18 protein-coding genes and 1 pseudogene are annotated in these 21183 nt (G+C 59.2%); 6 read left to right on the top strand and 13 right to left on the bottom strand.

Translation table 11 applies throughout. The annotated features are described in order from the left end of the window. Positions 1–41: 41 nt before the first annotated feature. A complete protein-coding gene (locus IPL79_12540; protein MBK9071812.1) occupies positions 42–719 on the bottom strand; it encodes a hypothetical protein in 678 nt (225 codons plus the stop codon). 454 nt (positions 720–1173) lie between these two features. On the opposite strand from IPL79_12540, the gene IPL79_12535 reads away from it, so the two are divergent. Together IPL79_12535 and IPL79_12530 are read left to right on the top strand one after the other, a co-directional pair. Beyond that, complete coding sequence (locus IPL79_12535; GenBank protein MBK9071811.1) at positions 1174–1929, top strand: Crp/Fnr family transcriptional regulator; 756 nt, start codon at positions 1174–1176, stop codon at positions 1927–1929. Positions 1930–2032: 103 nt separating this feature from the next. Further along, positions 2033–2860 carry a hypothetical protein gene (locus IPL79_12530; protein ID MBK9071810.1) on the top strand — a complete coding sequence of 276 codons (828 nt, stop codon included), beginning with the start codon at positions 2033–2035 and terminating at the stop codon, positions 2858–2860. On the opposite strand, the gene IPL79_12525 is transcribed toward IPL79_12530, so the two are convergent. The 3 genes from IPL79_12525 to IPL79_12515 are packed head-to-tail and all read right to left on the bottom strand — an operon-like array spanning position 2834 to position 5496. Beyond that, entirely contained in the window at positions 2834–3880 is a 1047-nt protein-coding gene (locus IPL79_12525; protein ID MBK9071809.1) for an iron ABC transporter permease, read from the bottom strand. The genes IPL79_12530 and IPL79_12525 overlap by 27 nt on opposite strands. Continuing rightward, positions 3877–4623, bottom strand: a complete 747-nt coding sequence (locus IPL79_12520) for an ABC transporter ATP-binding protein (protein MBK9071808.1) — start codon at positions 4621–4623, stop codon at positions 3877–3879. The genes IPL79_12525 and IPL79_12520 overlap by 4 nt, the downstream gene beginning before the upstream one ends. Before the next feature lie 9 nt (positions 4624–4632). Next, entirely contained in the window at positions 4633–5496 is an 864-nt protein-coding gene (locus IPL79_12515; protein ID MBK9071807.1) for an ABC transporter substrate-binding protein, read from the bottom strand. A gap of 967 nt (positions 5497–6463) precedes the next feature. Here IPL79_12515 and IPL79_12510 point away from each other — a divergent pair. Continuing rightward, entirely contained in the window at positions 6464–9382 is a 2919-nt protein-coding gene (locus IPL79_12510) for a vitamin B12-dependent ribonucleotide reductase (protein ID MBK9071806.1), read from the top strand. 337 nt (positions 9383–9719) lie between these two features. Then, entirely contained in the window at positions 9720–12323 is a 2604-nt protein-coding gene (locus IPL79_12505) for a hypothetical protein (protein MBK9071805.1), read from the top strand. Between the two features lie 332 nt (positions 12324–12655). Here the strand turns inward: IPL79_12505 and IPL79_12500 are convergent, their stop codons facing one another. The 5 genes and pseudogenes from IPL79_12500 to IPL79_12480 all read right to left on the bottom strand — a co-directional run bounded on the left by IPL79_12500 (position 12656) and on the right by IPL79_12480 (position 17063). Then, the gene (locus IPL79_12500; GenBank protein ID MBK9071804.1) at positions 12656–13576 is read right to left on the bottom strand and encodes a hypothetical protein; all 921 of its coding nucleotides are present in this window, start codon (positions 13574–13576) and stop codon (positions 12656–12658) included. 149 nt (positions 13577–13725) lie between these two features. Continuing rightward, complete coding sequence (locus IPL79_12495; protein MBK9071803.1) at positions 13726–14100, bottom strand: putative addiction module antidote protein; 375 nt, start codon at positions 14098–14100, stop codon at positions 13726–13728. Between the two features lie 2 nt (positions 14101–14102). Beyond that, entirely contained in the window at positions 14103–14390 is a 288-nt protein-coding gene (locus IPL79_12490; GenBank protein MBK9071802.1) for a type II toxin-antitoxin system RelE/ParE family toxin, read from the bottom strand. 176 nt (positions 14391–14566) lie between these two features. Continuing rightward, positions 14567–15654 (bottom strand): annotated as a pseudogene (locus IPL79_12485) (IS3 family transposase). A gap of 545 nt (positions 15655–16199) precedes the next feature. Continuing rightward, positions 16200–17063: a ketopantoate reductase family protein gene (locus IPL79_12480; GenBank protein MBK9071801.1), complete on the bottom strand. Its 864-nt coding sequence runs from the start codon at positions 17061–17063 to the stop codon at positions 16200–16202. Between the two features lie 211 nt (positions 17064–17274). On the opposite strand from IPL79_12480, the gene IPL79_12475 reads away from it, so the two are divergent. Further along, the gene (locus IPL79_12475; protein MBK9071800.1) at positions 17275–17586 is read left to right on the top strand and encodes a YdeI/OmpD-associated family protein; all 312 of its coding nucleotides are present in this window, start codon (positions 17275–17277) and stop codon (positions 17584–17586) included. Between the two features lie 63 nt (positions 17587–17649). On the opposite strand, the gene IPL79_12470 is transcribed toward IPL79_12475, so the two are convergent. The 3 genes from IPL79_12470 to IPL79_12460 all read right to left on the bottom strand — a co-directional run bounded on the left by IPL79_12470 (position 17650) and on the right by IPL79_12460 (position 19684). Further along, on the bottom strand, positions 17650–18126 hold the full coding sequence (locus IPL79_12470; protein ID MBK9071799.1) for a GNAT family N-acetyltransferase: 477 nt from the start codon (positions 18124–18126) through the stop codon (positions 17650–17652). Between the two features lie 146 nt (positions 18127–18272). Continuing rightward, a complete protein-coding gene (locus IPL79_12465; protein MBK9071798.1) occupies positions 18273–18857 on the bottom strand; it encodes a nucleotidyltransferase in 585 nt (194 codons plus the stop codon). A gap of 362 nt (positions 18858–19219) precedes the next feature. Further along, positions 19220–19684: a GNAT family N-acetyltransferase gene (locus tag IPL79_12460; GenBank protein ID MBK9071797.1), complete on the bottom strand. Its 465-nt coding sequence runs from the start codon at positions 19682–19684 to the stop codon at positions 19220–19222. Between the two features lie 572 nt (positions 19685–20256). Between IPL79_12460 and IPL79_12455 the strand changes: the two genes are divergently transcribed. Continuing rightward, positions 20257–20790, top strand: a complete 534-nt coding sequence (locus tag IPL79_12455; protein MBK9071796.1) for a hypothetical protein — start codon at positions 20257–20259, stop codon at positions 20788–20790. Positions 20791–20823: 33 nt separating this feature from the next. Here the strand turns inward: IPL79_12455 and IPL79_12450 are convergent, their stop codons facing one another. Continuing rightward, the gene (locus IPL79_12450) at positions 20824–21123 is read right to left on the bottom strand and encodes a DUF1905 domain-containing protein (GenBank protein MBK9071795.1); all 300 of its coding nucleotides are present in this window, start codon (positions 21121–21123) and stop codon (positions 20824–20826) included. Between the last annotated feature and the right edge of the window lie 60 nt (positions 21124–21183).

Raw genomic sequence — 21183 nt, 5'->3', positions numbered from 1 at the left:
GGTACGCTCGTCGCCACGCGCGCGCGACCGCCGTGCGTCTATCAATGCGTTGGCGTCATGGCTTGGGCGTGCCGCGCGGCGGCCTCATAGGCTTCTAGGTCGTGCGGGGTCCACGTCGGCGCCAGCGCGCTCGCGGCGGCGTGCAGCTCGCGCAGCGCCTTGACATAGGCGGCGCGCGCGACATCGCCGCGGACCATGCGGGCCAGGCGATCGCGGCCGGTGGCGAGCAGTCTTAGGTGCTTGCTCACCGCCGCCGCATCGCGCGCATCGATCGAGGCGTCGAGGTGTAGGCGCGCCAGCGCGATCGTGGCGTCGTGGTAGGCGATCGTCTTGGTTTTTTTCTGCCGCCCGAGCACCGCGATCTCGCGCGTCAGCGTCGCGGCCTGCGCCAGCTTGCCGGCGGCGGTGGCCGCGGTGCGCGCCGCCAGCAGCAACCGCAGCGCCTCGGAGACGCTGGTTGCCGCCGCGACGATGGCTTGGGCGTTGGCATCTGTCGCCGCGCCGACGACGAGCGCCTCATTGAGCGCATCGACCGCCGCGGCCAACGCCTCCATGCGATCGTGCAACGCGCTGATCTGCTCGCGCTCGCCGGCCATCACCTGCGAGGTCAACGCCGCGAAGGCCCCAGCGCACGCGCGCGTGGTCCACGTGCGCGGGGTGGGGGCAGGCCGCGTCAGCTCAATGCTATCGATTAGCGCGACGCTTTGCGCGGCGGCCATCGTCGTGCTGCGCGTGCAGGCCGCGGCGTCGTCGATCGGCGCAACCGGAACGGGGGCAGGCAGGGCAGGCGCGTCGGATGCTGGTTGAGCTAGGGCACCCTCGGGCCATGATAGTGTCAGCGCAACCCAAGCCGCAATTGAGGCAGCCGACAGCACTCGCGTAACGGCGCAAGGCTGCGAACAACCGTCCTTATTATTCTTCCAGATCACCATAAATTGTTCGCCGCGAAGGTTCGCCAAACTTCGAAGAACGCACCTGTTAAGTCATACATAATAAGCGGTGTTCTTCACGCGCGTCGCGCGCGCGATTGTCGCAAATCTGACGATCAGGTGAAATAGGCGTCTCGGTACCGCGCGTTAACTTTCTGAAATTACGTCCGTAACAAGCGGTACCTGGGCGCGCGTTTCGTTTTTCACTGTCAACCCGCCAACATTTCGCTAGCCTCGCTAGGCTATGCCAACCGCCTCACAATACTACCCGTTTCTTTGCAGCTGCAGCTGGTTTCGCCAACTCGACGCCGAGATCCAGCGCGCCCTGCTCGGCGCCGCCGAGTTGCGCGACTATCCACGCCACGAGCGCGTGCTGCGCAGCGGCGAGGCGTGCGACGGCTTGTCCGTCATCGTCGAAGGCAGCGTCCGGGTCACACAAAAGGTCAACGGCAAAGACGCCCTGCTGGGCATTTTTGCTGCGCCGTTTTGGATGGGCGACATCGCGATCATCGATGGCGACGGCTGGCAACACGACGTGTTCGCGGATCAGCCGTTGCGCCTGCTGCATGTCCCCATGGCCGATATCAAGGCCTTGCTTGCGCGTCGGCCGGATTTTTATCGCCACCTCGGCTTGCTCATCAGCGCCAAGCTGCGGCTCGCGATTCAAGCCTTACACGACACCTCGGTTGAGCCAATGCCGGTGCGCGTTGCGCGCCGCCTGCTGATCATGGCTAGCGCGTATGGCGCGTGGACGGATCGCACCGCGCTCACGCTGCAAGTTAGTCAAGAGCAACTCGCGGCCATGCTGGGGACCTCGCGCCAGACCATCAGCGTCATCTTGCGCGACCTCGAAGCCCGCGGCACGATTCGCATTGCATATGGACGCATTGAGCTGGTCGAGCTGACGGCGCTCAAGCAGCTCGCCGGCCAGCGCGACGAAGATACGTCGACGCTTCAAGCGTCGGGCGAAGGCGCGCCGCGCGCGCAAACCGCGGCCTAGCTGGCGACGTGCCGTCAGCAACCGCAACGTGCCATCGGTCACGTCGCGCGCGACCGCCTGCGCTTTGTTTGTGATTTAAAGTGAAACTTGTTACTTTGGTGGCATGCATGTTCGCCTTGTTGTCGCAGGTTCCCTCGCCATAACGACACTGAGTGGCCTGATCGCGCTTGAACGCGCCGAGGCGTGCTCGCCGCCGCTCGAATGCCCGCAGATGCGGTATCCGCTCGACGGCGCGACGGGCGTGCCCACCAACACCAAATTGTGGACGCGCTATAATGGCACGTTGAGCCTCAGCTACGGCAAGGCAACGCCGATCGATTTGGCGATGGCGCCAATCACGACGCTGCCGGAGGCCTTGCTGCCAAACACCATCTACACGGTGACGCTGACCGCCGATCCAGAAATCTCATTTGGCTGCGACGAACCAACGGTGTTGTCTTTTACCACCGGCAGTGGCCCCGATGCCGCGCCGGTACCTCCAGCCATTAACGAGGTGACCTCAACTTATTATCCCTACGACGATACCAATTCGTGTGGGCCCACCGAGGAACGTTTTATTGTCGAGGTGAGCGTGTCGCCGCCGCTCGTCGCCGACGCCGTTGCCTATCGGCTGTATCAGGTTGAGCATGGCGATCGCGTCGGCACCGGCACCGACACGATGCTCCCGGCGATGCCGTTGTTTTATGTCAACGGCACCTCGGTCGACAACGATTATGAAATGGTGGCCGTGTCGGCGAGCGGACTCGAAAGCAGCGCTAGCGCCTTTGACGTGATCGCGAACACGCCCTATCGGGATGGTAGTGGCCTTGGTGTATGCAGCGCGCATGGCGAGCAAGCCAACGCCAATAATTTTGCATCCATGTTGCTGGTGGTGCTTTGCGCGATCGGGGCCACGCGCCGCAAGTCACAGCCGCCGCATCAACAGCAGTAAAAACGGCCCGCCGACCAACGCGGTTAAGATGCCCACCGGCAGCGGATTGGGCGTAAACGCAGTGCGTGCAATGGTATCGGCTACAACTAGCAACACGCCGCCCCATAGCGCCGACAGCGGCACGCAGCTGCGGTGATCGCTGCCAACGAGCGCCCGTACGCCATGCGGTACCAGCAAGCCGACAAAGCCAATCGGGCCCGAGATCGCAATCGCAACGCCGACCATCAGCGCGCACAGCAGAAAGGTCCGCCGCGATAGCGCGCGCACGTTAACGCCGAGCGAGGTCGCAACCTCGGTGCCCGCGGCCAAGGCGTTGTAGGCGTGGCTGTGACGCACCAAGAGCAATATCGACGGCACCACCACCGCGGCCGCAATTAGCACGGGCCGCAGCTCGAGCGCCGAAAAGCCGCCCAGCATCCAGCGGTAGATGCGCACCTCGTCGCTGAACTCGCCGCTAAATTGGACGAACAAGCTCGCCGACGAGCAAATGGTTGTGACCGTGATACCGGCGAGCAGCAACGTCGCGGGCGAGCGCAGGGTCGCGACCCGCGCGAGGCGCAGTACCAATAAGGTCGCCGCAATGGCCCCGGCAAGCGCGCACAGTGATATCGCCGCCATGCCAAGGCCGAAATACTGATCGAGGCCGAGGCGGATCCCGATGACCGCGGCCAGTGTTGCGCCGGCCGAGACGCCGAGTGTGTACGGCTCTGCCAGCGGATTGCGCAAGGTGGCTTGCGCCGCCGCGCCAGCGGTGCCGAGCGCGGCGCCCACGACGGCAGCGGCCAGCACGCGCGGCACGCGCAGATGCCACAAGAGCCAATGATCCGTCGTCGCCGCGTCCCACCAGGTTGAGGGCGCGTTGACGATGACCGCAAACGCGCCGCCCTCTTGCGCCACGCCGAGCAGCGGCGCCAGCGCGCAAATGAGCAGGAGCGCGAACATGCCAAGGCCAAGCTGCGTCGCGAGACGACGCCACGTCAACGTAGGCACCGCGGTGAAGGCGTGCGCGCTGCGGCTCATGGCAGGGCCGCCTCACCCACCACGGGAACCACATGCTTGCGGCCTTCGATCTCAGCGAGCACAAAGCGCACGCCATACGCCGCGCTGGCCGCCGCGCTGGTCAGCACGTCATCGACCTCACCGCAGCGAACGGCGCCATCGTGCACCAACCACGCCTGCGTCGCAAATTGGCGCGCCGCGGTTAGGTCGTGCGTCGCGACGACGATCGTGCGCCCCGCAAGCGCCTGCGCCGCCATGAGCGACCACAGGCGATGCGCATGCAAAGGGTCGAGGCCACTGGTCGGCTCATCGAGCAGCCAGATCGGCGCGTCCTGACAAAGCATCTGCGCAAAAAGCACGCGTTGCCGTTCGCCGCCGGATAGCTCGCCAAAGCGGCGCGCCGCCAACTCGCTGGCCTGGCACGTCGCGAGCGCCGTCTGCGCCAACGCTAGCTCGTGCGCGCTAGCAAGCCCCAGCCCGGCGCTTTTTGCGAACCGTCCAAGCAGCACCACATCGAGCACGCTGGGGCCAAACGCATAGTCCACTTGCTGCGGCAAATAACCAGTGGCGCCGCCACCCGCGCTCGGCGCAACCGTGCCCGAGCGCAGCGGCAACAGCCCCGCGGCCGCGGCAAGCAAGCTCGATTTTCCCGCGCCATTGGGCCCAACGAGGGCAACCACGTCGCCCGCCCTCGCGCTGGCGGTGACGCCTGCCAGCACGACCTTGGCGCCGCGCGCGATCGCCACCTGGTGCAGCCGCAACATGACGTCGGTTTACTCGCGATTGGCCGCGATTGGCATCAACTCGGCGCGCAATTTCGCGATCGCTTCGATCACGCGCGGCGACGGCGCGCTCAGCGCCTGATGGCGCAAAAACACTAAAATGGGGCGGCGCGCAAACGGCAGCGCCTCGAGCCGCGCACGCACCGCGGCCTCGTCGATATCCATCGTTACGTCTAAGATCACATCCGGCGCGGCCGCGAGCAGCTCTTCGGCGCCCAGCGGTACGTAGCGCTTGGTGTCATCGCCCAAGGCATTGGCCGCGCCGACGTTTCTCAATAATTCATCAAGCCAACTTCCTGGTCCCGCGGCAACGGCGCCCTCAAGACTGTTCTTGCCGTGATCGATCAGCGCCAAGATGCGCAGCGACGGCGTGTGCGTCAGGCGCGCCCCATCAAGCGCGGCGTCGAGTTCGGCAATACGTTGGCTCGCCAGCGCGGCCTTACCCAGCGCATCGCCCAGTTGCCGCATGCAGTGCTTAACATCGACGATGGCATGCATTGGGCAGCGCACGACCTTGATGTTAGCGCCGGTCAGCGGCGGGATTAGCTTAGTCTGCACGTCATCGAGCACGACGAGGGTTGGGCCCAGGCGAAGCATGGCCTCAAGGTCGGGCTCGAGAAACGAGCCCACGGATACCGCATTGGGCAACGCCGCGGACTTAGAGTAATTGTCGACGCCGACGATTAGCGACCCGGCGTCGAGCGCCAGCAGAGACTCGGTTGCCGAAGGTGCCAATGAGACGATGCGCATCGCGCCCATTGCCGGTGGCGTAGGCGCCGGCGCGCAAGCCAGCGTTGTAAGCGTTGTCAGCGCAAGTGACAAATAGACGACAAAGGCAGGAGCAAGCCGCGGCACGTGGACGTCGTGTCACAAACTGCGCCCTCATGTCCATAGCGCCCTGGGTTATGCGCGCGCCGACGTGTGGTCGGCCGAAATGGTGGGCCCATTTGTCCGGTTTTCGGTCATACCCCCAACCCATGGGTGCCGCGTTCCCCCGCTGGCACACCATCTGGTAGCCAATGCAGTAGCCAGAAACAAAAAATTTTTCGTCCGAGATCTGCCAGTTTACGCCGCAGAGCGTCATTCATTTCCTTGTTTCGCAACATGTTTTCCACATAGGTTTTAAGTGGTTGCCATCGTTAAATTTTTGGCAAGTTGTCCACTGTTATCCACAGGTACACAGGATTGCCATCAACAGGATATCCTCCCTTTGGTCACACTATACGTGGTAGTAGTTAAGGTCTCTACCGCTAAATCTAGTGGAGGAAAACCTTGCCCACACTGCATGGCGCAGATACAACTGTGGATGTCAGCACAATCCAAGTTCTAAGCGGCATCGCTTCATTTTTGTTTCAGGACGGCAACAAACTCGCAACCAGCTTTATCACTTACATAACGGCAAAATAGACCATCTCATTTTGCGGCGACTTCCGCCCTTCAGGTCGGGCAGGGCACCGCAGGGCAAGCAGGTCACACTATTCAGCTATACTGAATTAGTGAGCAGTACAAGTGATGAATCGCTGGGTGCTAGTGGGTTTCTGCGCGCTGAAGCAGGGTGGGGAAATGTCGCACATAGGCAGCAACGCACCAACGACAACCAACAGGCACTAAGGGGGAAGAAGACATGCTCACAAACAATCCAGGCAAGACTCAGGCAACGGCGGGGACAGCAGCGGCGAGCGCAAACGGCGCCAGCGGTGCAAGCGGCGAAACCATGGCGGCGGCGCCAATTAGCCCGCCACACACCGCGCCGCGTGGCACTATTCCACCACCCATTGGGGGCTTTAACGCCACCGGCACAGGCTCACACAATATTAGCGATATGCCGGGCACCAACAAATCGACCAAGGTCAAGGCCAGCGGCAATGGCGCCGGCAAAGAGCCCGTGCTCGATCACAAGGACAGCCGCGTCGTGAGCAAAACCGAAAAGCCTGGCCTGGTATTTGAGCGCTACTTCACCCACGAAGGCATCGACCCCCTCGATGAAGTGCAATGGGAACTCCGCGACGCCGTCATTTCCGGCGCCGACGGCAAGGTGTTTTTTGAGCAACGCGGCGTCGAATTTCCCACCGCGTGGTCGCAAACCGCCACTAACGTCGTCGTGCAAAAATATTTCCGCGGCACCATTGGCACCCCAGAGCGCGAGCGCTCGGTTCGCCAAATGATCAGCCGCGTCGCCGACACCATTTATGCGTGGGGCAAAAAAGACGGCTACTTCGCCACCGCGAGCGATGCCAAGGCGTTTCGCGACGAGCTCACCCACTTGCTCGTCTACCAAAAGATGGCGTTTAACTCGCCGGTTTGGTTCAACGTGGGCGTTGAAGCGGCGCCGCAATGCTCGGCCTGCTTCATCAATTCGGTGGAAGACTCGATGTCGTCGATTCTCGGTCTCGCCAAAACCGAAGGCATGCTGTTTAAGTTTAGTTCGGGCGCGGGCAGCAACCTCTCGGCGCTGCGTTCCTCCAAAGAGCTGCTAAACGGCGGCGGCGGCGCCTCGGGCCCGGTGTCGTTTATGCGCGGCTTTGACTCGTTTGCCGGCGCCATCAAGTCGGGCGGCAAGACGCGCCGCGCGGCCAAGATGGTTATCTTGAACGTCACGCACCCCGACATCGTCGAATTCATCGATTGCAAGGCGATCGAAGAAAAGAAGGCATGGGCGCTCATCGACGCCGGCTACGACGGCGGCTTCAATGTCGTCGGCGGCGCCTACGACTCGGTCGGCTACCAAAACGCCAACCACTCGGTCCGCGTTACGGACGACTTCATGAACGCCGTGCTCAAAGACGGCGAATGGCACACCACCGGCGTGGTCAAGCCTGAGCGCATGGGCACCTACAAGGCGCGCGACATCATGCGCAAGATGGCCGATGCGGCGCACGTCTGCGGCGACCCAGGCATCCAATACGACACCACGATCAACGACTGGCACCCGTGCATCAACACCGCGCGCATCAACGCCAGCAACCCTTGCTCGGAATACATGTTCCTCGACGACTCGGCGTGCAACCTGGCGTCGCTCAACCTCCGCAAGTTCCAGCGCGAAAACAACGAATTCGACGTCGAGTCGTTCCGCCGCGCGGTGCGCACCACGCTGACCGCGATGGAAATCATCGTCGACAACAGCAGCTACCCAACGGAAAAAATCGCGCGCAACAGCTACGATTATCGTCCGCTGGGCCTGGGCTACGCCAACCTCGGCGCCTTGCTCATGTCGCGTGGCTTGCCGTACGACTCCGCCGAAGGCCGCGCCTATGCCGCCGCCATCACCGCCATTATGTGTGGCGAATCGTATGGCCAAAGCGCCAAGATCTCGGAAGAGGCGACCGGGCCATTTAAGGGCTATGCCGTCAACGAGCAACCGTTCTTGCGCGTCATGCGCAAGCATCGCAATGCGGTGGAAAACATCGAGTCCAAGTTCGTGCCGGAAGAAATGATGACCGCCGCGCGCAGCTCGTGGGACAACGCGATTGCCACCGGCGAAAAAGCCGGCTTCCGCAACGGCCAAACCACCGTGCTCGCGCCAACCGGCACCATCGCCTTCCTCATGGATTGCGACACCACCGGCGTTGAGCCAGACATCGCGCTGGTTAAATACAAGCGCCTCGTCGGCGGCGGCGTGCTCAAGATTGTCAACGGCACGGTGCCCGAAGCGCTGTCGCGCATGGGCTATAGCGCCAAAGAAGTCGAAGGCATCATCGACTACATCAGCAAGCAAGACACCATCGAAGGCGCGCCAGGCCTTAAGCCTGAGCACGTCGCGGTGTTCGATTGCGCCTTCCGTTCGGCCAATGGCACGCGTTCCATTCACTATATGGGCCACTTGCGCATGATGGCGGCGGCGCAGCCGTTCCTCTCGGGCGCCATCTCCAAGACGGTCAACTTACCAACGGATTGCACCGTGCAAGACATCGAAGACGCTTACATCGAAGCGTGGAAGATGGGCCTCAAGGCCATCGCGGTCTATCGCGACGGCTGCAAGCGCACGCAACCGCTGTCAACTTCTATGAAGCAGGCCACGTCAGATGGCAGCCAGCAAGTGGCCATCGTCTCCGACGAAATGGCGCTGAGCATGCTGTCGCCTGAAGAGCGCCGCCTGGTCGAAGACCTCCGCGCACGCAAATTGCGCCCAGCTGGCCCGCCAATGGCCAACCGCTACAAGCTGCCTTCGGAGCGCGCGTCGTTCACGCACAAGTTCTCCATCGGCGGCCACGAGGGCTACATCACGGTGGGCTTGTACGACGACGGCAGCCCGGGCGAAATTTTTGTCCGCATGGCCAAAGAAGGCTCGGTCATCGCTGGCCTCATGGACAGCTTTGCCACCTCGGTGTCGCTGTCGCTGCAACACGGCGTACCCATCCACGTGCTGTGCGAGAAGTTCAAGGGCACGCGCTTTGAGCCGTCGGGCTTCACCGGCAACCAGGAAATCCCGATCGCCACGTCGATCATGGACTACCTGTTCCGCTGGCTCTCGCTGCGCTTCCCCGTGGACGGCCAGCCAACGCTGCGCCACCCCGCCGCGCGCGAGGCGCAACTAGATCTTCCTAAGATCTCCGTTGCGGCGACGTCGTCACAAACTGTCATCGGCGACAAGCCTGTCGCTGGCGTGCAAGTCGAAGTCCGCGCCCAAGCCTGGGTGCAAGAAACCGACGCACCGCCCTGCCACGAATGCGGCACGCTGATGGTGCGCAATGGCGCTTGTCATAAGTGCCCGAACTGCGGCTCGACGTCGGGTTGCTCGTAATCTACGAGCGCTGTCGTAACTGATAACGCTGGTCGCACGCTGTTGCGACTGGCGTTTTTTGCGTCTGCCGAATGTAGAGCGCCGCCCGCCGTCGGCTCGCTTCAGAATTCACGGCTGCTCGCAGGGCTCGCGACGCCTGACACTCGGTTGGGTCTTCGCGAAACAACAGCTCCGACGTAGAACCTCGTGACGAATTCTTACGCGAGCAGACGGCGTGCGGCGCTTGAAAGTCTCTTAGGCACAGATCTCGATAGCGTCCGCGATACGATCGGTGGCGTGCAGATCCCTTGTGAAACAAATTCATGGCTCGGCCATAGCGCATCGTTATAATGGAAGTGTGAACTTAACATCTGGCGGCCATGAAACGAACCTGCCCCACGGACGGCGCGAAAAACCACCTGGTATTGCAAAGCGCGTTGCCACCCTTGTCTTCACCAAGTGGCGGAATGCAATCAAGGTGTTCCTAATAGTCTTCGGTGCGGCCACCGTCGCCCTGTGGATCTATCCTACGTTCTTTAGCGCTTTTAGTGGCATACCCAACACAATTGCGTGGACCGTCACAGCACTCGTTGCGGTCTTGGTGTTGCCGAGAACATTAAAAATACTTTTGGCAAAGCGCACTTGGTCCTACTCACCGCTAGCGGGTGTACCGGTCGGCATTGCGGCCGTTGTTATTCTGGTATCAACTACAAGTCTCGTCCCTAACCTCGACCCAGAACCAGCGCTGACGGACGTACCCATCATCTTGCTCTTGGCGTTTCTTGCAGTCATGTTAATCAATGCATTGTTCCGCCGATCTCGGACCTCACCAGCGCTAAATCCATCATCTGCAGAACCTATAGAAACATATAAGCCTCTTACCGCCATCTTTGACCTCGAAACAATTTTGAAATGGCTCAAAGATGATGCTGCTATTACAAACTCCAGCCAAGATTTGTTTGGTCACCACATCGTGGCCAAACGAATCGCCGAACGCCTCTTGGAAGGCACACCATCACAAGCTGTCCTTGGCGGCTTGGGCTCAGGAAAAACCAGCTTGGCTTCGCTAGTTCAATCAGAACTCGACACACGTCCTCATCCCCTTCAGTTTGTGCGCGTAGAACTCTGGCCTTATGAGACGACGCACGCGGCCGTGAAGGGGATACTATCGGCGCTCATCGATAAGCTCTCAGAGCACACCGACACATTTGCGCTGCGCGGCGTTCCCGCCAAATACATTCAGATCATCTCTGCGAAGAACCAAGTTGCCGGCGCATTGGTCGATTTGTTTCAGCCACCATCCGATTTAACCTCCATACTCAGCTCGATTGATGAGCTCTGCAAAAAGATAAGCATCACGGTTGTTTTATGGGTTGATGACCTCGAACGGTTCGCGGTCGGCAATCCGCAAGTAAAGAATCCCGAGACGCACGAGGAAGCGGAAAAACTGGCGCCGGTGCGAGCTCTTTTGTACGGCCTTGATCAACAGCAGTCCATCGCTGTCATAACTGCGACAACCACTCTCTATCGGCGCTTTGATTTGGAGAAAACGGCCAGATTTATTGAGGAACTGCCGAGCGTAACGCGCCAGGAGGCAAAAAGAGTCATGTCATTGGTTCGAGCGTCTTGGTATTCACAAGATGAAATCGATCCAACACCTGCTGACCGACGTAACGATCTGGGATGGGATGCACAAGAAGATCTGCCTTGGGTTACGGCTGTGGCCCCTGGCCCTCACACCCTGGCCGATGCATGCGCGGACTTGTGTCGGACGCCAAGAGGACTCAAGCAGGTTTTACGGCGCGCCAATGAAACCTGTCTAGCCCTCAGGGGGGAAATCGACTACGACGCCGTCATCGCGATGGAGTGTATAAGAGCTTTTTCTCCAGACGCATTCGCCGCCATCCAAAACCACAGAATGGAAATACTATCTCGCGAGTACCGGAATGGAGGTATCTCTGCGCCTGAGCCCATTGCTCAACTGCGAGCCGAATTGTCCGATGTAGGCATTGACGACTCCGACAGCGAGGCAATCATGAAGATTGTCGACAGCGTCTTCGGCCAACCAGGATTCGCCCAAGGTTTCTCGCATATAGACTCGCCTTATTGGCAGCGATTCCTGACCGTCCAAACATTGCAGGATGATGATAAAGACCAGCCCGTTCTTAGGGCAATCCGAGACAATGACAGCGAAGCGATATTTGCATGCCTACTAGATCACAGATCAACAATCGTTGAGCGCTTTGGGGAAAGCATACCAACCCAGTTGCTCATCGAATTATTGCTTCCAATAGCAATGCATAGTAGCGCTGACAGTCCGGATAAGTGGGAAGATCCACTTCACCCCCCTGGGGTGCATGCGCTTTGGCGAATGCTTCGCACGAGAGATGACGTTGAACCGAGATGTCTCTCCGAACAAATTGAGAGCGTCTACAGAATCCTGATGCCGCTTAACCCCTCGATTGTCGCAATAGTTGAAAATTACTACACATACTCAGATGAACACAGCGATTTCTTATCCACCATGCCAGATAGGCAGCAAGAACTTGAAACTCTCCTGCGAAATCTTCTACAAGAAGTTTTCGGTAAAAACCCCGGTTTGTTGGCAGACAAACTGGTCAATGCGGATCGACGCATTCTTATATGGCTCTGTTGGGGTGAAAAGACAGTGAGATTGCAAGGGACGCTAGACCAACAACCATTCGATGGATGGCTCTCGTTTGCAGCGACCACAATAGAGGCCGCCAAGATCAATCCAATTGCGCTACTCCCTCAACTCGCTACCCTCCTTACTGAGGAGGCAGACCCCTTACAAAGAAGGTGGGCTTTTCTAGAAAAAAGATGCATTAACCTGTTTGGCGAGAAAGCTGCGGTTCTAGACCTCTTTCGACATATACCTTCTGAACTGAATAACAACCCAATGGTTCTCGGCATTCGCGATGCAGCGGACGAGGCGCACTAGCCCGCCACAACGGAAGCTGCAGAACGAGCGAGTGAACCTCGAACTTGAAGCAGTTTTCGCCCGCAGGTCACGGCTGATCCGGACGATAAAACGGACCCTGTTTATTGAGATCCTGAAACGTGGGGGGCACGTACTATGGTTTTTTTTTAATTGGTTTCCGTTACTTGCGATGCGAAATGCTGGATTTGTCCGAGATTACAAATCCAGCGTTTAGGCATTTATCTATTTGTAACTGTAGTGGAGTTAAGGCCGGTGCGTGTCCACATCAACAGTATCCTCCGTTTCGGGTTGCGACCTGTCGAGTCCTAGAAGGGCCAGCCGTACTCGCTTGTTCACTTTTTGTCCGGAGACGTAGAGATGCCTTTGCGCGAAATCGCCATAGGAGCAAGGTGACCACTGGATCTCGCAGCCTGAGTGGATGTGTCCTGAAATTTCTCCAGCACAGAAAAGTAGACTGAGTTAATTAGATGCGTTAATGCGTGCGCAGCGCGATGCACTTCCAGCTTTGTGACGGAAATTCGTGTTCCTACTTTCCTTTTTGAGCCAGTTTTTGCCAGATAGCGTTTGTCCACAACTCCACTGTTGTGGACAATTAAGTGACGATTTTGCTCCATTAGAGAGATAAAGTCGCTGTCATCTGGTAGTTGCTGAATATTCGCACCGAACTTGGTGTTGATCGTTTCTATTCTTGACTGAATGGTTCCGGACCCTAGTTCGTATGTGTATAGCTCGATTAGGTGTTCGATAATTCCACCATTGCGACTTTCGTTTACTGCGTCCTCCCAGCTGATTTTCTTTTGATTTGAGAGCAAGGCTTTGGGCTGAACCCTAAGTATATGCGCCGTGCTTTCTGTCAGAAATGCATCGAGTGTTGCAAAAATTGACGTGATCGCTTGGTACGGGATTCTCGTGTTTAAGTGTGAATCGATATGCTTTCCGGGGTCCTTTCCTTGAAGAAACGCGTTCAAAAACATAGTGAACGAAAGTCTGACTGCATTCTTTTGTTTTATCGTGATGGTTTGGCCTTCGGGAATTTTACCATTGGCTGCAACCAGCAGAGATTCCCCGATCCTTCGAAACCCTTTGAGAATTGAGGATTTGTGTGCCTTGGGTAGGTTTCGCGGAAATTCTTTAAAGCATTCGGCTGTGACGACGTAAGAAAGTTCCGCGCTTGCAATTGTGGACAGTGACTCTAGGTAGAATCGTTTGTACCGCTCCCACAGATCTTTGCTTGAGATTTTGCTGCGACTCATGGTTTCGTTGATCCTTAGGGTTGAGGGTCACGTGCTTCGTTTTTAAATTGATAACAAATGGTTGCGAGTCAAAGTGTTGGATTTCGCAACGGGGCGAAATGCCTAGCCCTGTTTGTCGTTCAAGCGTGCATCAAGAATCCGCGGCGCGCCTACGCCGCCTGCGCATTCAAGCGGATGCCCAGGGCATGCGCAACTTTGAGCACGGTTTCGAAACTGGGGTTGCCGTCTTTGCTGAGGGCGCGATAGAGGCTCTCGCGCGAAAGGCCAGCGTCTTTGGCGACTTGGGTCATACCTTTGGCGCGTGCAATGTCGCCGAGAGCGCGCGCGATGCCCGCGGCGTCTTCTGGCGCAGCCTCTAGCCATGCTGCCAAGTAGGCAGCCATCTCTTTGGGTGTGCGCAAGTGTTGTGCGACATCGTACGCGGTAGTTGCGGTACTGCCGGCCTTCTTAGTCGGTGCATTTATGATCTTTTTTGAGGGCGCCTGCGCGACCTTCTTGGTGGCTTTAATTGTGGGTTTGCGCATGGTTACTCCTTGAAGTTGGCCGCGAGTAGAATGGCCTTCTGAATATCTTTTTGTTGTGTCGATTTGTCGCCACCAGCCAGCAGCAAAATTAGGCGATTGCCGCGTTTGGTGAAGTACACGCGATACCCCGGTCCAACATCAATTCGCAGTTCGGTAACGCCGTGAGTGAGATTGCGGTGGTCTCCTGGGTTGCCATAGATCATGCGATCGACCCGCATGAGTATCCGTGCCCGACCGGTGGTGTCCTTGAGGCCGTCTAGCCAACGGCGGTACTCTAAAGTGGACCCCATCGGTTGGACAAAAAACTGGTCGAACTAAGGTTGGGGTTCCTGGCTGGTTTTGTTCTGTGTCTTTGTAGTTGAAGTAAAAGTTACTGGCAAGATATTGCGGTGGCCTTGGTTGATGGCCACCGCGTCACGTCCGGTAGCCTAGCGACATCTTCCATTTTTTGGCTTCGGTAAAAAGCATCGGGCGTTTGGTAGCCGAGAGCTTGGTGCGGGCGCTCGGTGTTGTAATAGTCGATGTACGCGCCGATGCGGGCGCGCGCCTCGGCGATGGTGTCGTAGGCATGCAGGTAGACCTCTTCGTGCTTGAGGGACCGCCACAGGCGCTCGATGAAGACGTTGTCCATCCAGCGCCCCTTGCCGTCCATGCTGACCTTGATCCCCTGCGCGAGCAGCGGAGCAGTGAACGCGTCATCGGTAAATTGGCTGCCCTGATCGGTATTGAAAATCGTGGGCGCGCCGAAGGCGGCGATGGCGTCCGCTACCGCGGCGACGCAAAAGCCTGAGTCCATCGTGTTGGATAGACGCCAGGCCACCACCCGCCGCGAATACCAGTCCATCACGGCGACCAAATAGAGAAATCCGTGCCGCATTGGGATGTACGTGATGTCCGCCGCGAACACCTGGTTCGGACGGTCGATCGTGCGATACCGCAGCAAATAGGGGTATTTCGTGTGTTCTGGCGCAGCCTCGCTGGTCCGGGGTTTTGGATACACCGCCTCTAAGCCCATCAAGCGCATGAGCCGCTGGACGCGCTTGCGGTTCGCCATGATGCCCTGCAACCGCAACGCTTGGCTGAGGCGGCGGCTGCCGAGAAACGGCCTGGCGAGGTAGAGCTCGTCGATGCGCCGCATCAGCGCCAGGTCCTCGGCGGGCTCGCCGACCGGTTCGTAATAGCAGCTCGAGCGGCTGATGCGCAGCAGCTCGCATTGCCGGGTCAACGACACAGGCGCTGCGGTATCCACCATCGCTCGCCGCGCCGTCATCGGATGCGCCCGAGCCCCCGCGATAAAAAATCGCGTTCCATCGTGAGTTCTCCAATCTTCTTAAGCAGCTCGCTTTCACGGGTCGAGTCGCCCTCGACGGGCTTGGGCGCGCCGTCAAACGCGCTGGCGAGCTGCGCGAGCGCCTCGGCTTTCCACTTCGAGATTTGGCTGGGGTGCACCCCGAACTTTTTGCAAAGCTCGGCGGTCGTTCCCTCCTCGCGGATGGCCGCGAGGGCGACCTTGGCTTTCAATGTGGCACTATGTTTCTGGCGAATCTTCTTCATTTCTGGCTCCTTGGATGGTGCCAGGACGCCCCGATCTTTTCTTAACTAGCTGTCCAGTTTTTGGGGTCCACTTCTCTCTTCCGTTTGCTCGACCCTCACAGATTGAGTGTAGCCTATAGGCTACACTGGCGTCAACGGGAATGTCATAGATGCCTTGTAATGAAGGGGCATGCGCGTGAGCCGCCCGGCGGGCACGCGAACGCAGTGAGCGCGGTTTGAGGGCGGGCGGGGCGAAGCGGTGGGCGGCCGCGCGAAAACGCAGCGAGCGAATGCGAGCGAACCCCACAGGGTGGCGACTGGGCGACGGGCGCTAGCCCAAGCCCGGGCACGCCCAAAAGTGAAAGCCAAACTGCGGCCGCAACGTAGCGGTTGAGGGTCACTCTCGCCTTCAATTCAACTCGTAATTACTAATAGTTGAGGTGTTTACAGCGTTGTCACTGAGGTGCGATGGTGATCACGCAGTACACCATCTAAGCAGTTAGTATTGCTTTTGAGATTTGGTGCCAGAGTACCCCTTCTCATCAATGGGCACGCACCAAGAGTCACTATAGGTTCGCGAGCAATCGGCTATTGATCGGCGTTGGAACGCCTAGTTGAGCGCCAAGTTGTACAATATACCCGTTGAGGTGCTCGACCTCAGAGGTCGTCCCACGCGCCTTGCTCTGCCAAAGGCTGCCACCGGGGCGCTCGACGCCGTCGATAGCGGCATGCCCAGCTCCTAGCATACGCGTCGCGAAGATTTCCAAGTCCGTGTATGGCAACTCGGCCTTCTTGAACACAGCCTGCCCCTCTGCGATCAGCGCGTCGATGAGGGCCGCATCCGCGTGGGCGGAACTGATCTGGAGGATGCCAGGCAAGTTGCTGACTAACTTGGCACGCTTCCAACTCATGATATCGACGCGGCATTGCGAGTCGAAACCGGCAACGCTCAGCAGCTCGGCGAGCTCCGCGACATGCCCCGCATCCGACGAGATGGAGCCGACATCCAAGATGCCAGGGCTGCCCGTCGCATAAAGCGAGACGCTGCCCGGCTCGAGATGCACCGCAAGAATCCACACCAACATCGCGATGGTCGGGTGCGACTGTGCCGCCATGGCTTCGTTAGCAACGCCGTTTTGCGCACAAACCACAGCTACGTGCGAGGGAATGAAACGCAACGCGGCGGCTGTGTCTTGACTGTTCACGCATAGCAGCGCGATGTCGCCTGCTCGCCACTCGGGTCGTTCACCGACGGCCAGCTTCAGCACGCGCGTCTCGCCAGGCGTGCGCAACGTCAAGCCCTTCGCCTGCAGCGCTTGCAAGTGCGCGCCTCTTGCCACCAGAAATACGGGAATCTCAGCAAGGTGTAAGAGCGCGCCAATGCTGGCGCCAACCGCCCCAGCTCCGATGATGACAATCCTCTGAATCATGTTGTGCTGCCGCGTCGGCGTGTGTTTCGAGTAGCAGAAGCACTCTAGGATTGTGATCCCACGTTGTAAAGGCGCGTTTTCAGCTACCGGATGTGTGACCAAATACGGTGATTTCCGAGAGCCCCCGCTAATCTTAGTGATCTGCGGCTTCAATTTCCCCGAATTTCGGGGCGAGCGTGACCCTCCTCATCATTGCTGTTAGAATTGCGATATGAGTACGAAGCTTTCGGGTGGCCTCGTCCACGAGCTGCCGGCGGACTTGGTCACGGCGCTGACTAAGTCAAAAACGATATCGGGTATTTGGGAAAGCCTGACGCCGATTGCACGCAACGAATTTATTTGTTGGGTGGAAGATGCCAAGCAAGCCAAGACCCGAGCAAAGCGAATCGCGCGCGCCATCGAGGAGCTGCTTGAAGGGCAAAAACGCCCATGCTGTTGGGTCGGATGCATTCACCGCACCGACAAGAAACCCAGCAGGTGGCAGCAAGATGTGCTGATCGACAAAAAAAAGGCCAAAAAGTAGTCAGCGTTTGAACGTTTCACGTGAGCGCTATCCATCGCGCGCGCTCAAGACATGGCGCTCGTGTCAGGCGAGCGGCAGCTCGTAGTTGTGCTGCGTTTTGACCCAAGCAAAGCCAAGCGCCGGATAGAACTGATGCGCCTCCTGACGGTTGATGTTGGAGCGAACACGTAGGCGCGCAAGCCCTTGCGTACGCGCCCAGCGCTGTGCCTCTAACACCAAGGCTCGACCCGCGCCCCTTCGCCGCGCGTCTTTGCTCACGACGAGCCCGCCTATTTCGGCATAAGGCTCGGATTCGAGGAGCCACTGGGGATGGATATGGATCCACCCCGCCACACGACCGTCGATCGCGGCGACGAACAACGCTTGTGCCGCATTTTCGACGATGCGAGCGAATCGGCGCTCGAGAACTTCCACCGCAACGGGATAGCCGAGCTCCGCGGAGAGCTCGCTGACTCGGCTTACGTCTTCGATACGCATCGGGCGTACTTTCACGCTCATCTCGTCATTGCTTTCCGGCGAGTCATCGCTGCGATGTTCCATCTTTCATCTCCGCTGTATTGCGAGCCTCGAGGACGATAAGAACTCTAGGCGGAAGCGGCGCCGGGTGGCAAGCGCTGTTCAAGCGACCGGGCGCCAGTAACAGAAAGAAGTGAGCGGCGCGCGTCGAAGCACCGACGCAAGACCTTTCAGCGAATTGGGGCGTTTCGCTTGTGCAGAGATTGCATTTGGTTAATGTACATTGTTTCAGCTGCTTGCCGTGCAAAGTGCTGGATTTTGCAACGGTGCGAAATGCCTAGCCGCTTTTTTTGGTTTATGCGCGCTTCAAGTTCGGCGGCGTCGACGAGGTCTTGGGGGCGACCGCTGGCACGCTTGTTTTTAAGGAGCTCGGCAAGGCCAATGACGGGCAGGGCGTGGCCATCGATAACGTGGGTTTGCCGTGAATTCCAGGCGTCGGCAAACTCGACGCCCGAGATGGAGGTCAGAAAATCTATACGGCATGGCGCGACGCCGATTTGAAAACCAACGTCTGCTTGCTGCAGTGTTTGTTCGTCCAGGCCGCGAAGCGGAGCGCCGAAAGTTTTTAACGCGCGCAAAACGCGTGTGGCGTTGTCGGCGCTACGGCGAATAAAAAAATCAATATCTTTGGTCGCCCGCGGGTAACCATAAAGCGAAACGGCATAGCCTCCAACGAGGAGAAACTCAACGCCTTCGGATTGTAAGGCGGAGATCATGTCGAGGAAGTCCTCGTTCAGCACAAAGGCGTTCCTCATCGGTGCCTCCCAGCATATAGGCGGTGCGCGAGGCTTGCCATGCCTCGGCTAGCCGTTCTGCAGGGGTGAGACGCTGCCAATCGGCGCGGGTTGTCTGCGCTTGCTCTTCGTGAGAGTGCGTGATGACGACGCGCATGCCTTGCCGCGCAAGGGCACGTTCCCGGCGAGCCGTTTCGGCATCGGCGTCGATCGACATGGGAATAGCTTAGCACGGTGGAGGACTGGCGGTCGTTAGGAAATTGGGCAGCCGCGTGAGCCGCCCGGCGGGCGCGCGAAGGCGAGCGAACCCCACAGGATGGCGACTCGGGGAGGGGCGCTGTCCCGACCCCGGTCACGCCCAAATTAAGATGTAAAGTGACTAGTCAGACGACGGGCACAAACGCCAGCGTCGCGCGCGGCAACGTCTTAAACCCAAGCGATTCGTAGAGGCTTTGTGCCCGCGGGTTGGCGTGTTCGGTTTGCAGGTGCAGGGCACATAAGCCGAGCGATGGCATGCGATGTTGGAGTTCTCGCACAACGTCGCCGCCAAGGCCTTGGCCGCGAAACGCGGGCAAGATAAACAGCTCGTCAATTAGGCCGACGCGGCCGCCAAATTCAAACGTGAAAACGTTGCTAAGCGCGACATAGCCGACGTATGCGCTGCCATGCGCAATTAGCCACAGGGCGCCAATGGCCGCATCGCCAGCAAACGCATCGATCATCGCCCGATGGTGCGCCTCGCTATAGTCGTACTCGAACAGGGCGTAAAATGCAGCGGCCATAGGCATCAGCTGCTCGACGAGCTCGCAATAGTCAGCGTTGCTTTTGCGCACGGGTACCAAGTTCACGGGCCGCAGTGTAAGTCAGCAACTCGAGCCGCGCCATGAGGCGGCGCGTGTGAAAGCGCATGGGGTCACGTACGACCTTTTATTGGCAATCGATATCAGATGGTAGCGAGGCAAAGTGCTGGATTTGTCAGCAAGCCCGCAATGCCTTGCATGTGCAAGCGGTGGCGCCAATGGCGCGACGTCTCTGGGTGGCGAGGCAGCGCTAGCGTGGGCGAGGGGCGACGCGCTTCTGCCAAAGCGTCATTTCATGATGTGAAGCTGCGCAAGTTGGAGCAGGCCCACGGTGGCCAGCAAGGCATCGTCGCCGGCTTGCGACCACCGACGACCAGCTGGCAAAGTTAGGAAGCGGTGGGCAACGTGCGTTGACGCACAGCTGTGACACACGCAGAAGGCATAGAGAGCGGCATGCATAAATTCGTTGCGGCGCTGCTGGCGCCTCTCAGCCCCAGGGTGAGCTGGGTTGGCGGGGTCGGTGCGCCGCACGTGGCGCGTCGAGCCGCCGCCTTCGCGCCGTACAACCAGGTACTTAGGCTGCCAAGGCTCCTGGTATGGGCGTTGCATAAGTAGGACTTATGAAAATTAATCAAGCAAGCCGAACATCCCGCACCTTCGTCGCCGCCGCCGCCCTCGTCGCGGTGCTTGGCGCCATGCCGATTGCCGGCGCGCAGGCCGCCAACACGCGCGTCAAGCAAGCCACGCGCGTGGCGCCTGCCGCATCGTCTGTCACCGTTGGCAAGCGCACGCCGCTGCGCCTGGGACGCGGGACGCGCCTGGCTGCCAAGACCGCCGCGACCAAGCGCGCCGAGACCGTACGCATCGCCGACTTCGCCGCGACGCAGCAACGTCGTAATGAAGGCGATGGCCTGTTCTTGCGGGGCGCGGCGGGGAGTTTGCTAGGCTTCGCCGTATCGATTGGTTTGATCAGCATCGCCGATCGCATTGGGCTTGATGCCGCCTATTTGAACTCGCTCTCGCCCAACACTGCGTTGGTGGCGAGTATTGTCACGAAGATCTTCTTTGGCGCCATGATCATGGTCCCGGGTGCCTTGGCGTACGAATCCGGCGCGCGCAAGCTAGAAGCCCGGGATCGCGCCGCCAAGCAATAACGACGCGACCTCGTGCGCTCACGTTGAATCGCCTTACGCGTCGAGGATGGTTAGCTTGAATTGTACGGTTTGATCGATCTCGACGCCGGCGGCCTTACGCACGCTGGCCTTGATAGGCAGCAGATACGAGCCCGACTTGCGGTCGGGAAAAATTGAGGTGGCCCAGGTCTCTTGCTTAAGCGTTGCCTCGACCCGCAGCGAGCCCCAGCCGCGCCGCAGGTGCGAGGTCATTTCCTTGAGCTTGGCGCCGTGCACCTTGGGCAACGTGACAAAACACCACGCGCTCTTGCCCGGGTAAAGCCACAGCTTGGCGCGAAACGAAAACGAGATCATGCCAGGGGAGTCTAGCTCGCCTCGATGACGGCCTGCGCGGCGAGCGGGCGCGGATTTAGC

Source organism: Myxococcales bacterium (assembly GCA_016716835.1).
Lineage (GTDB): Bacteria > Myxococcota_A > Polyangia > Haliangiales > Haliangiaceae > JADJUW01.
Note: the sequence above shows the minus strand (reverse complement) of the source record. Positions and strands in the feature narration are given on the sequence as shown.

What these genes read in the sequence shown, in the direction of transcription:
- IPL79_12540 (MBK9071812.1), bottom strand. Translation starts at nt 719, where the DNA reads ATGGCCGCCGCGCAAAGCGTCGCGCTAATCGATAGCATTGAGCTGACG.
- IPL79_12535 (MBK9071811.1), top strand. Translation starts at nt 1,174, where the DNA reads ATGCCAACCGCCTCACAATACTACCCGTTTCTTTGCAGCTGCAGCTGG.
- IPL79_12530 (MBK9071810.1), top strand. Translation starts at nt 2,033, where the DNA reads ATGCATGTTCGCCTTGTTGTCGCAGGTTCCCTCGCCATAACGACACTG.
- IPL79_12525 (MBK9071809.1), bottom strand. Translation starts at nt 3,880, where the DNA reads ATGAGCCGCAGCGCGCACGCCTTCACCGCGGTGCCTACGTTGACGTGG.
- IPL79_12520 (MBK9071808.1), bottom strand. Translation starts at nt 4,623, where the DNA reads ATGTTGCGGCTGCACCAGGTGGCGATCGCGCGCGGCGCCAAGGTCGTG.
- IPL79_12510 (MBK9071806.1), top strand. Translation starts at nt 6,464, where the DNA reads ATGCCGGGCACCAACAAATCGACCAAGGTCAAGGCCAGCGGCAATGGC.
- IPL79_12500 (MBK9071804.1), bottom strand. Translation starts at nt 13,576, where the DNA reads ATGAGTCGCAGCAAAATCTCAAGCAAAGATCTGTGGGAGCGGTACAAA.
- IPL79_12495 (MBK9071803.1), bottom strand. Translation starts at nt 14,100, where the DNA reads ATGCGCAAACCCACAATTAAAGCCACCAAGAAGGTCGCGCAGGCGCCC.
- IPL79_12490 (MBK9071802.1), bottom strand. Translation starts at nt 14,390, where the DNA reads ATGGGGTCCACTTTAGAGTACCGCCGTTGGCTAGACGGCCTCAAGGAC.
- IPL79_12480 (MBK9071801.1), bottom strand. Translation starts at nt 17,063, where the DNA reads ATGATTCAGAGGATTGTCATCATCGGAGCTGGGGCGGTTGGCGCCAGC.
- IPL79_12475 (MBK9071800.1), top strand. Translation starts at nt 17,275, where the DNA reads ATGAGTACGAAGCTTTCGGGTGGCCTCGTCCACGAGCTGCCGGCGGAC.
- IPL79_12470 (MBK9071799.1), bottom strand. Translation starts at nt 18,126, where the DNA reads ATGGAACATCGCAGCGATGACTCGCCGGAAAGCAATGACGAGATGAGC.
- IPL79_12465 (MBK9071798.1), bottom strand. Translation starts at nt 18,857, where the DNA reads ATGAGGAACGCCTTTGTGCTGAACGAGGACTTCCTCGACATGATCTCC.
- IPL79_12455 (MBK9071796.1), top strand. Translation starts at nt 20,257, where the DNA reads ATGAAAATTAATCAAGCAAGCCGAACATCCCGCACCTTCGTCGCCGCC.
- IPL79_12450 (MBK9071795.1), bottom strand. Translation starts at nt 21,123, where the DNA reads ATGATCTCGTTTTCGTTTCGCGCCAAGCTGTGGCTTTACCCGGGCAAG.